Annotated in this window: 18 protein-coding genes; 15 read left to right on the top strand and 3 right to left on the bottom strand. The window is 24.6% G+C overall.

The window, feature by feature from the left end; genetic code table 11:
* The first annotated feature begins 86 nt into the window (after positions 1–86).
* From ABHC41_RS08290 to ABHC41_RS08265, 6 genes are all read left to right on the top strand, one after another.
* On the top strand, positions 87–647 hold the full coding sequence (locus tag ABHC41_RS08290; RefSeq protein WP_092925829.1) for an NUDIX hydrolase: 561 nt from the start codon (positions 87–89) through the stop codon (positions 645–647).
* 18 nt (positions 648–665) lie between these two features.
* Positions 666–1403: a hypothetical protein gene (locus ABHC41_RS08285; protein WP_271892937.1), complete on the top strand. Its 738-nt coding sequence runs from the start codon at positions 666–668 to the stop codon at positions 1401–1403.
* Positions 1404–1418: 15 nt separating this feature from the next.
* Entirely contained in the window at positions 1419–1730 is a 312-nt protein-coding gene (locus ABHC41_RS08280; RefSeq protein WP_092925833.1) for a hypothetical protein, read from the top strand.
* Between the two features lie 116 nt (positions 1731–1846).
* Positions 1847–2806 carry a CorA family divalent cation transporter gene (locus ABHC41_RS08275; protein ID WP_271892935.1) on the top strand — a complete coding sequence of 320 codons (960 nt, stop codon included), beginning with the start codon at positions 1847–1849 and terminating at the stop codon, positions 2804–2806.
* Between the two features lie 292 nt (positions 2807–3098).
* Positions 3099–4301, top strand: a complete 1203-nt coding sequence (locus ABHC41_RS08270; protein ID WP_195237743.1) for a DHHA1 domain-containing protein — start codon at positions 3099–3101, stop codon at positions 4299–4301.
* 347 nt (positions 4302–4648) lie between these two features.
* The gene (locus ABHC41_RS08265) at positions 4649–5473 is read left to right on the top strand and encodes an alpha/beta hydrolase (RefSeq protein WP_092925839.1); all 825 of its coding nucleotides are present in this window, start codon (positions 4649–4651) and stop codon (positions 5471–5473) included.
* A gap of 341 nt (positions 5474–5814) precedes the next feature.
* Here the strand turns inward: ABHC41_RS08265 and ABHC41_RS08260 are convergent, their stop codons facing one another.
* The gene (locus tag ABHC41_RS08260; RefSeq protein ID WP_271892931.1) at positions 5815–6927 is read right to left on the bottom strand and encodes a site-specific integrase; all 1113 of its coding nucleotides are present in this window, start codon (positions 6925–6927) and stop codon (positions 5815–5817) included.
* 272 nt (positions 6928–7199) lie between these two features.
* Here ABHC41_RS08260 and ABHC41_RS08255 point away from each other — a divergent pair, with 272 nt between their 5' ends.
* Together ABHC41_RS08255 and ABHC41_RS08250 are read left to right on the top strand one after the other, a co-directional pair.
* Complete coding sequence (locus ABHC41_RS08255; protein ID WP_092925843.1) at positions 7200–7766, top strand: GNAT family protein; 567 nt, start codon at positions 7200–7202, stop codon at positions 7764–7766.
* A 34-nt stretch (positions 7767–7800) separates the two neighbouring features.
* Positions 7801–8898, top strand: coding sequence for a leucine-rich repeat domain-containing protein (locus tag ABHC41_RS08250; protein ID WP_092925845.1), 1098 nt, complete (start codon positions 7801–7803; stop codon positions 8896–8898).
* Between the two features lie 21 nt (positions 8899–8919).
* Here the strand turns inward: ABHC41_RS08250 and ABHC41_RS08245 are convergent, their stop codons facing one another.
* Positions 8920–9780 carry a YitT family protein gene (locus tag ABHC41_RS08245; protein WP_092925847.1) on the bottom strand — a complete coding sequence of 287 codons (861 nt, stop codon included), beginning with the start codon at positions 9778–9780 and terminating at the stop codon, positions 8920–8922.
* A gap of 454 nt (positions 9781–10234) precedes the next feature.
* Between ABHC41_RS08245 and ABHC41_RS08240 the strand changes: the two genes are divergently transcribed.
* Together ABHC41_RS08240 and trmB are read left to right on the top strand one after the other, a co-directional pair.
* Positions 10235–10366 carry a hypothetical protein gene (locus ABHC41_RS08240; protein ID WP_271892928.1) on the top strand — a complete coding sequence of 44 codons (132 nt, stop codon included), beginning with the start codon at positions 10235–10237 and terminating at the stop codon, positions 10364–10366.
* 98 nt (positions 10367–10464) lie between these two features.
* Positions 10465–11103: a tRNA (guanosine(46)-N7)-methyltransferase TrmB gene (gene trmB, locus ABHC41_RS08235; protein WP_195237739.1), complete on the top strand. Its 639-nt coding sequence runs from the start codon at positions 10465–10467 to the stop codon at positions 11101–11103.
* Between the two features lie 23 nt (positions 11104–11126).
* On the opposite strand, the gene ABHC41_RS08230 is transcribed toward trmB, so the two are convergent.
* Positions 11127–11387, bottom strand: coding sequence for a hypothetical protein (locus ABHC41_RS08230; RefSeq protein WP_092925853.1), 261 nt, complete (start codon positions 11385–11387; stop codon positions 11127–11129).
* A gap of 195 nt (positions 11388–11582) precedes the next feature.
* Here ABHC41_RS08230 and ABHC41_RS08225 point away from each other — a divergent pair, with 195 nt between their 5' ends.
* The 5 genes from ABHC41_RS08225 to accD all read left to right on the top strand — a co-directional run bounded on the left by ABHC41_RS08225 (position 11583) and on the right by accD (position 15308).
* Positions 11583–11786, top strand: a complete 204-nt coding sequence (locus tag ABHC41_RS08225) for a hypothetical protein (protein WP_092925855.1) — start codon at positions 11583–11585, stop codon at positions 11784–11786.
* Positions 11787–11857: 71 nt separating this feature from the next.
* Complete coding sequence (locus ABHC41_RS08220; RefSeq protein WP_271892925.1) at positions 11858–12430, top strand: hypothetical protein; 573 nt, start codon at positions 11858–11860, stop codon at positions 12428–12430.
* Positions 12431–12596: 166 nt separating this feature from the next.
* On the top strand, positions 12597–13067 hold the full coding sequence (accB, locus tag ABHC41_RS08215; RefSeq protein WP_271892924.1) for an acetyl-CoA carboxylase biotin carboxyl carrier protein: 471 nt from the start codon (positions 12597–12599) through the stop codon (positions 13065–13067).
* Between the two features lie 11 nt (positions 13068–13078).
* Positions 13079–14446, top strand: a complete 1368-nt coding sequence (accC, locus tag ABHC41_RS08210; protein ID WP_195237736.1) for an acetyl-CoA carboxylase biotin carboxylase subunit — start codon at positions 13079–13081, stop codon at positions 14444–14446.
* A gap of 13 nt (positions 14447–14459) precedes the next feature.
* Positions 14460–15308 carry an acetyl-CoA carboxylase, carboxyltransferase subunit beta gene (gene accD, locus ABHC41_RS08205; protein ID WP_092925863.1) on the top strand — a complete coding sequence of 283 codons (849 nt, stop codon included), beginning with the start codon at positions 14460–14462 and terminating at the stop codon, positions 15306–15308.
* Positions 15309–15382 lie beyond the last annotated feature (74 nt).

Raw genomic sequence — 15382 nt, 5'->3', positions numbered from 1 at the left:
AGATATAAAATAATAATACAAAAGCTACATTAATTTACATATTTATATGTTAATATATACTTATATACAGCAAGGGAGATGATAATATGAAATGGATTAAACCTATAAAAGAATATAAGCCATTTAATGAACAAGAAAGTAAAGATAAGGAAATAATACTAAAAGCTATAAATGATTTTGACGATGTGTTAACTAGAAATAATGAAATAGCTCATCTAACATCTTCTACATTTGTAGTAAATAAATCACGTGATAAAGTTTTAATGGTACATCACAATATCTATAATACTTGGTCATGGATGGGAGGACATAATGATGGAGATGATGACTTTTTAAGGGTGGCTATAAAAGAACTAGAAGAAGAAACAGGTGTTAAAAATCCAAGGATAATAGGAAATGATATATTTTCTATAGACATATTAGAAGTTAAAAGCCACATCAAAAGAGGAAAATATGTAGCCCCTCATCTTCATTTATCTATAGCATATTTAGTGGAAGCTGATGAAAATGAAGAATTAATAGTTAAAGAAGATGAAAATAGTGGGGTTATGTGGATACCTATAAATAAATTAGATAAATACGTAAAAAATGAGCCTCATATGTTAAGACTATACAATAAATTTATAGATAAAATGAATACCAAATGATAAAGAGGATGAAATTTTATGAAAAATTTAGACGGTTATATTAATATCATAAAAAGATTGCCAAATAAAGAAAAATACACTAGAGAAGATTTGTTAACAGAAGGCTTACTGCTAGATAGGGATAAAAATCTAGAAATATACTATATTCCAATAAGTGAAAAAATAAGTATTTGCACTAGAGTGTTTATAGTTGGTATAACACCAGGATTTGAGCAGATGAGTACATATATATCTAACTTTAAAAATGGATTAGAAAATTCTTATAACATATATAACAGACAAAGTAATTGCAAAATCTCTTCACCATTTAGCAAAAGTTTGACTAAAAATATTATATACATGTTAGATGAAGTTAAATTAAATGAAGCTTTAAACATAAAAAGTTGTGAAGAATTATTTAATTCTAATAGTCATTTGTTATACACAGATGCTCTTATTCCTTATCCTGTTTTTGTAAATGGCAAAAATTATACAGGCCATACTCCAAAGCTTATGAAAAATAAGCTACTGATGAAATACATTAATAACAACTTTAAAAATAAATTAGAAGATTTAAAAGGGGTTTTAATAATACCTATGGGAAAAGCAGTAGAAGAAGTTTTGATACATTTAGCAGATGAAAAAATATTAGATAGAGACCAAATACTAATAGGATTTCCTCACCCATCAGGTGCTAATGCTTATAGATTAATCCAATTAAAAGAGAATAAAGATAATATGATTAAAATAATAAAAAAGCATAACTTTAACTTATAATATTAGGGGGATAACATGGGAGTATGTAAAAATGAGATGAAAAAACTTATTAGAGGAGAAGTGGAAGCTGTATATATAACATCAGAGATAGAGTTACATGATACTACAGCTATTTCTGTTCAAGTATGGAATTATGATAAAGAAAAAGATATAATATCATATACCACATTAACTAAATCAAATATGAGTAAACCATACCTTATAAAAATAAAAAATGGAACTGAATTTGTAGATAAAAAGTATGTAGGTGAGAGTTTAACAGATGATGCGAAACTTACATTAACGACTAAAGAGAATGCATATAAACTTTTAGAAAGTTTAAAATAGATAAAATATCCTACATATATCTTGGTTAAAGATATATGTAGGATATTTTAATATAAAAATTAAATGTATGTATATTTAATCATAAATAAAAGGAATAATATAACATAGGTGATAAAATGTATATACTTAATCTAGATACTAGAGATAAATATGATAATTTTACTGAAGGATTTTACAATAAAAATAATTCTTATATTATACTAAGTGATCCTAAGCAATTAAATCTACTTAAAAATATATTAGAGATAGATGAAATTACTTTTAATGATTGCCTTAAATTTGATGAAAATATAAAATTAGATTTATTTGATAATTATGATTTTCTTAGCATAAATACCTTTGAAATAATGAATAATGATATATACGTAGAAGAAATAAATATATACTTATCAGAAAATTTTGTATTAGTTGTATGCAATGAAGAAAATTTTATATTCGAATTTGTAAAAAATATAATAACTAATAATATTAAATTAAATAATACTTCTAATATAGTTATTTTATTTAATATTAATTATTTAATACTTAAAAATATAATAATGCATCAATTTGAAATACTAGAAAAGATAGAAGATATCATATTAAAATTAGAAGATGATATACTTGAAAATGCAATAGATGAACATGTAATAAAAATAAATCATATAAGAGGCATAACTAGATCTATCGTAAAAAATACAAGACCCCTTTTATATATAGGTGATAGAATATTAAAGGAAAATATAAGGTACTTGAAATACTCTGATATAAGGAAGCAAAATCTCGAAAACTTTCAAAGTATAGACTTTGGTATAGAGAAACTTTATTCATTTTCTTTATCCACTAGAGAACTAGCAGATAAGCTTCTTGATATTTATTCTTCTCAAGTAGCAGAAAAAACTAATAGCTTGATAACAAAACTTACTTTACTTACAGCAATATCATCGCCATTGACTATTATAACAGGTATATATGGGATGAACTTTAGATTTATGCCAGAACTTGACTTTGTATATGCTTATCCAATAGTTATAACTGTTATGATTATGATAGTTATAATAGGCATTCTAATATTCAAACTAAAAAATCTACTTTGATTATATCTCTTAATTTAATATTTTAATACTACAAATACTGGAATATAATGGTTAAAACTATTTTTTAATTGAAAATGATTTATTAATATATTTTTTAGAGGGTTTAAACCCTCTTTTTTATTTTATATTAGATTAACTTAATTATTTTAAGTCGTCTCATTTGATCAAATGGCATTTTAGTTTATTTAATTAAGTTAAAATACTTAAAAATTAATATTATTAAGAAAGCTTTATTCTTTATAAGAAGTAGTGTAAAATTACAATTATAAATAAATTCACAGTAGGAGGTAATATGGAAAAATTATACTATACAAATCAATATATAAAAGAATTCGTCGCAGAAATAGAGGAAATATTAGAAGTAAATGGAAAATATCATATAGTATTAGATAAAACAGCATTTTTCCCTGGTGGTGGTGGACAGTTTTGCGATTTAGGAAAGATAGATGTTCATGATGTTTTAGATGTATATGAAAAAGACAATAAGGTATACCATGTAGTGGAAAAAAAACCTATAAAAATACATAAAGTAAAATGTTTTATAGATTGGGAAAGAAGAGAAGATGGAATGCATCAACATTTTGCACAGCATATATTATCAGGATGCTTTTATACTTTATTTAAAAAAAATACAACTGCTTTTCATTTAGGTAGTGAGATAAGTACTGTCGATATAAAAGGTCCTCTTACTACTGATGAAATAAGAGAAGTTGAAAGAATGGCAAATGATATAATAAGTGAAAATATAGAGGTAGAAACATTGATTCCATCTAAAAAAGATTTAAAAAAGATATGGATAAGAAGAGATTTACCAGATACTTCAGAAGAAATAAGAATTGTTAAAATAGGTGATTTAGACTCTAATGCTTGTTGTGGTGTTCACCCAAAGTCTACACTAGATGTTAGAATGATAAAGATAAGAAGATGGGAAAAAAATAAGGATTCTATAAGAATCGAATTTTTAGCAGGAAAAAGAGCTATAAACAGCTCTCTAAAAAGAGATATTTATTTAACGGATATTTGTAGATATTTAAGTTCAACTGAAGAAGAAGCTATAAATGGTGTTAAAAAACTTCACGATAAACTTGAAGATGCCCTTTATGAAAAAAGGAAGATTGAAGATGTTATTGTTAATTTTGAAATAAAAGAGATGATAAATAATTCAGATAAGGTAAATGATATATCTATTATAAAAAAGATATACATAGATAAGGATATCAAGTATATATCTAAAATAGCATCTAAAATAACTGAGTCAGAAAATGTTATATCTTTAGTTGGAGTTAAAAATGATGGTAGAGTTAATTTAGTTTTTGCTAGTTCTAAAAATATAAATACTATTAGTATGAACAATATCTTAAGAGATACAATGACACTGCTTGATGGAAGAGGAGGAGGAAGTACATTCTTAGCCCAAGGTGGTGGTAAAAATAACGGTAACTTAGAAGTAGCTATTGATTATGCTTTTGATAAAATAAAAAAAGAGTTGATTTAGTTGTTAAAGGTAAGTGTAGATTTCTATAAGTGCTATACTTACCTTATTATGTATGTTTTGGATTCTAAAATATATATTTTTAATTATATAACTTACTTTAGTTTACATAATTAAATTATTTTAAAACCTTTTTTTATTTAAATGATTAAAATTAAGTAAAAATACTTAGATTAGATTATAAGTGCATATTATTTATTCTAGATATAAATCAACATGATTTTTATAACTCTCTCTTAAAATCTAATTTAAACATTCGAATTTAGAATAAAACTTATAGAATTTTTATAAAATAATTTACAAATTAAGTCGAGATTATTATTAGACATTTTCAGAATAAAGGAGAATTTATGTTTATAAAAAATAGAGAAAATATAAATTTATATATTGAAGAATATGGGGAAGGTAAGAATTGTATATATATACATGGTGGTCCTGGGTCTTGGAGTGAAGATTTTAAAATTTATTGTAAGGACGAGTTTAGTAAATTTTGTAATATGATATATTTAGACCAAAGAGGGTGCGGACGTTCTGATGGAAACTTGGATGATGACTATTCTATAAACAGTTTAGTTGATGATATTGAGGATATACGTAAAAATCTTAAATTAAATAAACTTATTTTAATAGCACATTCTTTCGGTGGGATAATAGCAGTAAATTATGCATATAAATATAAAGAGCATGTTGAAGCTTTAATATTAACTAATTGCACTTTGAATTTAAATGATTCTTTACAAAGTCAAGTAGAGTATGGATGTAAGTTATTAAATATAGATATTGATATATATAAATATGACGAACTTATAACTAAGTGGACTTTGGTTGCCAATAAACTGATCAGAGATGATTTGTATTATAAATTACAGTATATGAATTATTCTAATTATAAAAATATTGAAATAATAGATAAAAATATGGTTAATGAAAATTTAGCTAAAAAAGCATTTTTTAATGAAGACTATTTTTACGACTATACAAACCTAACTAGAAGCTTAAATGTAAAAACACTTATAATCTGTGGTGATGAAGATTATTCTATTGGAATTGATCATTATAAAGATTTTAATTTTAAAAACAAGACCGTAAAAATATTAAAAAGTAAACACAATCCATATGTAGAAAATACAAAAGAATATATTTCTGTTGTTAGGGAGTTTTTAGAAAGTATTTAATAGTTTACTGAACATAAATTTTATTAAATAATAGTGATGTTAGAAAAGATATTAGTTTTGAACTAACATCACTATTATTTTGTTTTAAAAATTTGATATATAATTTAAATTGGGCATAATTGATGTATCATACATACTTAAGTTTACATAATTAAATTATTTTAAATGTTTTTCTGTGTTTTATAAATAAAACAACTTCAAAATATTAAAAAACTTCCTTAATTCAATTTAAAGGTTATAATTTTTATTAACATATTTACTGTTGAATAAATTTAAATATCGCCTTAAAAACGAATATAAAAAGTTAGTTTTATTACTATTTTATTTTAGAATATTTATTATCATCCTAACTTGAATAAATTTTCAGAGATTTTTTCGCTAGCTTCAACATCCATATTTTTAAGTGCGTGAGCGTAAATATTTAATGTTGTATTTATATTAGAATGACCCACTCTTTCTGATATAACTTTTATAGGTACTTTTGAATTTATAAGTAAAGTTACATGTGAATGTCTTAAATCATGAAATCTTATATGTTCTAAATTATTCTCGCATAAAAATTTACTAAACTTTTTGCTAAGGACATCTTGGGCTATAGGTTGTCCATTTTTATCATAGAATAACAAGTTAAAAGGATTTTTTATGCCTTTTAATTTAGCTTCTAATTGTTTTTTCTTATGTTCTTTTAGTAAAGATATAACCTCTATAGGAACTGATATTGTTCTTTCTGAACTTTCAGTTTTAGGTTCTTTAAGTATAACTTTGCCTTCATTTCTTACAGTTATTTTATCTATTGTTATAGTATTTTCATTAAAATCTATATTATCCCAAGTTAGCCCTAGTGTTTCAGATATTCTAAGTCCTAATCCTGAAGCTAGATATATAGGTAGTTTTAAAGGTGTATTTTCACAAGTTTTAAGTAATTTTACCATATTATCTTTATCATATATATTATTTTTAAACTTTCTAATTCTTGGAGTTTCTACACAATCTACAATATTTTCTCTTATAAGTCTTAATCTATAAGCCTTTTTCATAGCTAAATTTAATATATTTATGTGTATCTTTATAGTTTGAGGGCTAAGAATTCCAACTAAATCATCTACGTAATTTTGTATATGTATAGGTTTTAAATCTTCTAACTTATGATTTCCTAGCTTAGGTATTATATACTTTTTGCATATTCTTAGATAACAATTATATGTAGTTATAGATAAATTTATCTTATGTTTTTCTAAAAAATCCAACAAAAAATTACCGAATTTTATAGAGTTTGGTGTAGCTAATTCATCGTTTAAAATGGATTCTTTTAATTCTATTAACTTCTTAGATGCATCTCTTTTTTTATCAAATGAACCCATATTTTTCTGTATCTTTTTTCCACTTTCAACATCTTTATATTCTAAATAAACTATATAGTTTTTGCTTCTTTTTCTTATAAATGCAAAGCTCATTCAATTCCTCCATATTATTACAATTATATATATATTATATCATAAAAGAAAAAATAAAAACATTTAAAGTTCTGACATACAACTGACATAATATGTTATGTATTGCTCTAATATGTTGAAAATACTTCACTTTATTTTTTTGGCATAAAACTATATATTTTATGTTTATAAAGAACAGTTAATGCATAAATCTCATAAGTTATATAAAAGTCTTTTGATTCTATATTGTTTTTTTATAATCAAAATTAAATTTCATCAAAGGGGAGTTAAAAATGTACAACTCTAAAATGAATGTTTTAGAAACAAAACGATGTATACTTAGACCTATAACTTTAAAAGATGCTCCAGATTTACATGAGTGTTATAAGCAAGAAATAGTCGTAAAATATCTCCCATTTAAAGCACATCAGAATATTTATGAAACTAGAGAATTTATAAAAAATTTCTTTTTAAAAAAGTATAATGAGAACAAACTAGCCCATTACGCAATAGTATTAAAATCAAACAAAAAAGTTATAGGTAATATAGGTTTTAACAATATCTCTAAAGATAATAAAAAGGGAGAAATCGGAATATGCATAAACCCATCTTATTGGGGGTATGATTTATCAACCGAATTAGCTAGAGAGATCGTAAAATATGGATTTAAAAAATTAAAACTTGAGGAAATTATAGCTATAACTTATGAAGACAATAATTATTCAATAAAATCATTAGAAAACTTAAATTTTGAATATATAAAAACCTATTACAAAACATTTCATTCATCTAATAAAAAAGTAAAATGTAATTTATATAAAATATCACGAAAAAATTACTTAATGAGTAAATATAAATAAAATTTAACATCTATAATAAGGAGATGAAATTTTTATGAAAGATTTGAATGATAATTGGATAGATGATCATTTAAAGTATGCTATATCTAGTACATTAGGTGTAGAAAATTTTAATGTTACAAAAAATGAACTAAAGTTATTAGAAAAATTAGACTTATCAGATAAAAATATATCAAGTTTAAAAGGGATAGAGCATGCAGTCAATTTAAAACATCTCAATTTATGTAGAAACGAGATAAGGGATGCTTCTTTACTTTCTAAGTTAGTTAATTTAAATACATTAGAGTTATCAGAAAATAAAATTGAAGATGTTAGCTTTTTGAGTGATTTGGTAAATTTAAAATCTATAGGATTAGATAGTAACAATATATCCGAAATAAGCAATTTAGCTAATCTTACAGAGTTACAGATATTAAATATTTCAAATAATCAAATTCAAGATTTAACTTTTTTAGATTCTATTAGATCTGATAATATTAAAATTATAGCTAGCGATCAGTATATAATGCTAAATCCTGTAACTGTTTATAAAGGTCAAGACTATATTTTTAATAGTCCAATTCATTTTAGTGATGAAACTATAGTGTTATTAGACAATGTCCAGGTAAGAGGTAACTATAATTCGATTAAAACAGATAAAAGACCTTCTATATTATATTCAATTTCTAAAGTAATGATAAAAAATATCCTTTCTAATTGTTTGTTAAAGGCTGATTTTTATCATGAAATTCCATTTTCAAAATCTACTATATTAAGTGGTACAATAATCCAACAAATAAATTTAAAGATAAAAAATGTTTTAAGTGTTTTTGAGCCTGACAATATAGTTAAAATAAGTTCATTATCAAGAATATCTGGAAATTTATTTGTAGTAAATAAAGAAGCAGGTACTAATACTAAAAGTATACCATTAAAAGAAAAAACTATTACCATTATAGATAGTAATGGTAATAAAGCTTATTCATTAACCAATGAAAATGGATCATATGAGTTTAAGAATTTAAAAAAAGGAAGATATACATTACTTTTTCCATTTTTAAATGGCTATGAGTACACAACACCATCTTTAGTTATATGTAATTTATCACAAAAAGGAGAAATAATCATAGATTCTAGGGTATATAAAAAATAAAAGCGGTATTTACATACCGCTTTAACTTTCTAAAACTTTAAATCCTTCTCCTAATACCTCATGAACATTACTAACTATTATAAATGCATTGGGATCTTTCAATTTAACCAATCTTTTTAAGTGAACTTCTTGATTTCTAGGAACCACTACTAAAAGTACTTCTTTTTTATCATCAGTATATCCACCTCTACCATTTAATATAGTAACACCTCTAGATAAATCATTAGTTATAACTTCTTTTAAGCTCTCCGCTTCTTTAGATATTATAAGGAAAGCTTTAGAGTAATCAAATCCTTCCATTATTGCATCTGCTACCTTGACCATTGTATAGAGTGCTATAGCAGAATAAAGAGCAATTTCAATATTTTTACTAGCAATTCCTGAAGATATAACTACAAAAGCATCTAAACATACCATAAATTGTGTAGGCTTAATACCTTTAAACCTTTTGCTAAGTATAAGTGCAATTAAATCAGTACCACCAGTAGAAGCATCTGCTCTAAACATTATACCTATACCTATACCTAGTAGTATAGCACCTGATATAGCTGATAATAATAAATCATTTGTCACAATTAGGTCAGAAATTGGAGCCATTAAATTTACTATAATAGAAAACATAACTGTACCTATTAAGGTTTTTATAGAATTTTTTCCTCCAAGTATTTTAAATGAAAATATAACTAGAGGAACACCTATAGCTAACATTATAAAAGATACTGACATGCCCGTAACCTTACTTAATACTACAGAAAGGCCGCTAAGTCCTCCAGGTGCTATTGTGTGTGGCTTTAAGAACATATTAATACCTATACTCATAGATATACACCCTAATATTAATCCAAAAGCTTCTACAAGTAACTTAGAATTTTCCTTTTTCATTTTTACCCCCATTATATTAAATTGTCAAATTTTATCACATTTATATATTATAACAGTAAATACATAGTATATAAAGTATAATAATTATATAGTAAAATAAATTTCGTTTATTATTGATATCAAAGGGTATAATATAAATAAATTTATATAATTTAAATGATATATTTTTATTAATTTCTAGTATATTTTGTAAAATTTAATTGATTATATACACAATAAAAGTATATAATATATATAAATTTAATAATTGAAAGGAAATGATTATATGAAGGTTACTTTACCACAAACAGCGGTAGATACGCTAAAAGACATATTAAAAGATAATCAAGACAGACCTCATAATATAAGAGTATACTTTGCAGGTATAGGCTGAGGGGGTCCATCATTTGGAATTGCTCTGGATGAGCAAAAGGCTGATGACTTACAATACGATGTAGATGGATTACATTTTATAATGAGTAAAGATGACTATACTAAGTATGGAGATATAGTTATAGAAGATACAGGATACGGCTTCAAAGTTATACCTGAAAATATGAAAGATGATAATGGATGCGGTGGAGGATGCTCTGGTTGCGGACATTAATATCTAAAAAGAGTATTAGCAAATGCTAATACTCTTTATTTTTTACTAAAATTAATGTATTATTAATAGATAATAAAGTATAAAGCAAGGAGCAACTTATGAGAAGAAGAAAAGTAAAGGGTGCAGATATAAAATTATTAAGCTATGAAAATTATGTACTAAAAGATAACATAGAACAATTTAAAGGAAAATGGAATAAAAGATTTGAAAATAATAATCCTATACATGTAGAATTTGGTACAGGTAGAGGAAAATTTTTAACCACTTTAGCTAAAGAAAATCCTAATATAAACTACATAGCTTTTGAAATAAAAGAAGAAGTTCTATTAAAGGCTGTGGAAAAGGCTATAGAAAATAACTTAGATAATATTTTATTTGCATGGGCAAATGCAGCTAATATATTAGATTATTTTGAAAAAGAAGAACTATCTAGAATTTATATAAATTTTTGTGACCCTTGGCCAAAGAAAAGATGGGCAAAGAGACGACTTACACATAAAAACTTTTTAAATATGTATAATGAAATTTTAAATGATGATGGAGAGATACATTTTAAAACTGATAATGAAAATTTATTTGAATTTAGTTTAAATGAAATCACTGATAACAACTGGAAATTAAAAAATATATCTCTAGACTTAGCAAATAGTGAATTTGAAAATGTAACAACAGAATATGAAGATAAATTTATGTCTTATGGAATGAAAATATTTAGATGTGAAGCTAGAAAAAAATAAGAGGTGATATCACCTCTTATTTTTTAAAATATTCCGTTTTTTCTTCTCATAGTATATAATCCCAAACATACAACTAACAAATATAGTATGTATAAGATAATTCTTGTTGACTGTAACTCAGTATTTGAATGATGAGGTAGTACTGAAAGTATTGCAGATATTCCTATAAGTAGTGGATTTATAACGATTTGCTTATCGCTTCTTAAAACCATGATTTTTCCAATCCAAACAATAGATAAAATTAAAAATAAAATCTTTAATATAAATTCTATAGTGTCTAACATATTCAAAACTCCCCTTAACTCAGTGGATTTATTTTATAGTATTTCCATACAAAGTATATTTAATCATTAGCTTATGATATTGATGGTTATGTACTAATTTTTAATATACATAAATTTAATTATAATACTATTTGGTATAAAAATAAACATATTAAATAATAATTAATATAACTAAATTAATTAAAGGAGTTTAAAATGTGTATATATAATCATAATCTTAATAATAATAACGAAAATATATTAAAGGAAAATGAACTTATTATACTAAAAAAAATATACAAATGTATAGATATAGGAGATATTAATGAAGCTAAAAAATTAACTAATGATTTAATACAACTTCAAGATAATCTATATAATATAAAAATATTAACTACAGCTTATAATTTAATTAAGTAATTTATATAATATAGAGATATTCAAATAATAAATAGCATATTTATTATATATAGATATCTGGGGGGGATATTATGAATTTACGATTTATAAATTGGTATACTCAAGCCCTTGGAGCCATATTGGGAATAATGGCATGTGTATATGCATATTTAAAAGGATTTATATGTACATATAATAATATTTCTGTGTTTTTTGATACTATGAATTTCTTTGAAATAGTATCTAGTTATCTCTTATTACCTTTATGCATAACAACTTTTATATTATCTATAATAAAGGGATATGGCACTGACAAAGAACCTTTAAATAATAATTTAGAAAAATTAAATCTGATCTTTATTTCATTAAATGTCATTATAGGTTTTATTGGAGCTAGGATATATTTTTTAATACCTGCTTTATTTATATTATTTAATGTTTTTATGGATAATGTATTTAAAGAATATAAGGAGATTGATAGTGATGATGAGTGCACTAAAAATAATTGTCTGTTAAGCAGTAATGATATGGATTTAATTTTAATGAATACAAAAAAGGAGATAGCATTAGAACTTTTACTGAAAAATGCTGATATAGAGTTTATTGTTGATATTACAGGTTTATCTAAAGAAGAAATAATAGATATCGGTAAAAACTTAAATTAAGAAAAAAAGATACTAATTTATTAAATTAGTATCTTTTTTTGTTTATATAAAATGATATAGATTCATAATTTAATGCAAAAACTTAAATGAGATTAAATCTGTTTACAAAGTTATTTTTTATGATATAATATTAGTACCTGGTAATAATATAAGGGGGTAAAATTATATGAAAATAAATGAAATAAAGGAACTTTTAAAGGCTATAGATAATACAAGTTTAGAATATGTAAAATTAGAAAATGCTGAACTAAAACTAGAAGTATCAAAAAAAAATAGTTCTTTAAAAAATAATATTAAAAATGAAAAAGACACTTTAAAAAATAGCGAAGAAATAGAATTAGAAAGTATAAATCATGAAAATATTAATGAATATGAAAACTCTCAAAATAAAGATAATTTATATATAGTAAAAGCTCCTTTAATGGGAACATTTTATACATCGCCAAGTCCTAATGAAAAAAGTTTTGTAAATATTGGCGATATAGTTAAAGAAGGAGATAAGCTATGTATATTAGAAGCAATGAAGCTTATGAATGAAATAAATAGTGAAATAGAAGGTGAAATAGTAGAAATATTGGTTGAAAGTGAAGAATTAGTAGAGTACAATCAACCTTTATTTAAAATTAGGCCATTATAAGGAGGTATATTATGATTAAAAAGATATTAGTTGCGAATAGAGGAGATATAGCTGTTAGAATAATCAGAACTTGCAAAGAACTAAACATAAAAACAGTTGCTATATACTCTAAAGCAGATAGTGAGTGTTTACATAGATATCTGGCTGATGAATCAATATGTATTGGGCCTAATAATATCTCAAAAAGTTATAATAATATAGATAATATAATATATTTAGCTCTTAAACTTGAATGTGATGCTATACATCCTGGATTTGGATTCTTATCAGAAAATCATGAATTTGCTAGAAAATGTGAAGAAAATAATATTATTTTTATCGGACCAAGTAAAAAACAAATGGTTTTAATGAGTGATAAATCTAGAGCTCGTGAAACTGTTATTAGTTTAGGTATAAAGGTAGTTCCTGGTTCTGATGGAGTACTAAAAAACAAAGAAGAAGCTTTTGAAGTAGCAAATAAGATCGGTTATCCAGTAATTATAAAAGCTTCTAATGGTGGCGGTGGGAAAGGTATGAGAATAGTCTATACGCAAGACGAACTGTTTTCAAGTTTTGATATAGCTAGTTCTGAATCTTTAGCATCATTCGGAAGTAGTGATTTATATATGGAAAAATTCATAGAAAATCCTAGACACATTGAAGTTCAAGTATTTGGAGATAAATTTTCAAATGTAATACATTTGGGTGGAAGAGATTGTTCTATGCAAAGGAAAAATCAAAAAGTACTAGAAGAATCACTTTCTAACTACTTAAGTGAAGAAGAGAAGAATAATTTATATAAAAGTGCTGTTAATATCGTAAAAGGAATTAATTATATAGGTGCAGGAACAATAGAATTTATAATAGATAAACACAAAAATTTTTATTTCATAGAAATGAACACAAGAATACAAGTAGAGCATCCTGTTACGGAAATGATTACAGGAATAGATCTTATAAAACTTCAGATCTTAATTGCTGATAATAAGCCTATACCTTTTAATCAAGAAGAGATAGTATTTAAAGGACATGCTATTGAATGTAGAATAAATGCTGAAATACCAGAAGAAGAATTTAAACCATGTCCTGGTGAAATAACATCACTAAACATACCTGGCGGATTTGGAACAAGGTTTGATACCTTTGTTTACTGTGGATATACTATACCTCCTCTTTATGATTCTATGATAGGTAAGCTTATTTGTTGGTCAGAGAGTAGAGAAGAGTGTATAAAAAAAATAAATAGAGCGTTAGATGAAATAATTATAGAAGGTGTGAGAACTAATATAAATTTTCAAAAATCACTTATAAATAGTGAAGCTTTCTTAGAAGATAGGCATTATACTAAATTTATTGAAAATGAATTTCTGGGAAATACGCAGATAGCAACAACTATATAAGGGAGAAATCATTATGATTAAAAAATTTTTACCATCTAAAGAAACTAAATATATCACAGTTTCTCTGGATAATAAATTTAAAAAGAATAGTGTAGATGATAAATTTTGGATATATTGTGAAGGTTGTAATGATCATGTTTTTAAAAAAGATATAGAAGATAATTTAAATATATGTCCAAAATGCGAAACACATTATAGTATTAAAGCTAGAGATAGAATAAGTTTAATTTCTGATAATGGTACTTTTAAAGAGTTTATGTTTAAAATTGACATTCAGGATCCATTAGAATTTCCGAATTATTTAAATAAACTTAATAATTACAAGGAAAAAACTAAAGAAGATGAAGCTGTTATTTGTGGCACTTGTAGTGTAAATGGAATAAAAATAGTTTTATGTGTAATGAATCCAGATTTCATGATGGGAAGTATGGGCAGTATTGTTGGTGATAAGATAACATATTCTATAGAATATGCAGCTAGTAATGATCTTCATATAATTATTTGTACGGCCTCAGGAGGGGCTAGAATGCAAGAAGGAATGGTATCATTAATGCAAATGGCTAAAACTTCTCAGGCCATTTCTAAGCTCGAGGAAAAAGGATTATTATATATAAGTTTATTAACACACCCTACAACTGGCGGTGTTAGTGCTAGTTTTGCTATGCTTGGAGACATAATTTTATCTGAACCAAATACATTAATTGGCTTTGCAGGTAAGAGGGTTATAGAACAAACTATAAATCAAAGGCTTCCTAATAATTTCCAAACTTCTGAATTTTTACTAGAGCATGGATTTATAGATAAGATAGTTAATAGAAAATATTTAAAAGATACATTATATACTATACTTTCACTACATTAAATAAATAGATATAAATTAGCGAATAAATACAAAAAATTTATTCGTTAATTTTTTAGAAATAAATATTAAATAAA

The sequence above is a fragment of the Romboutsia sp. 1001216sp1 genome (genome assembly GCF_039841805.1).
Taxonomy (GTDB): Bacteria; Bacillota; Clostridia; order Peptostreptococcales; family Peptostreptococcaceae; genus Romboutsia_C; species Romboutsia_C hominis.
The sequence above is the reverse complement of the archived record's forward strand: the minus strand, read 5'-3'. Positions and strand labels throughout refer to the sequence as shown.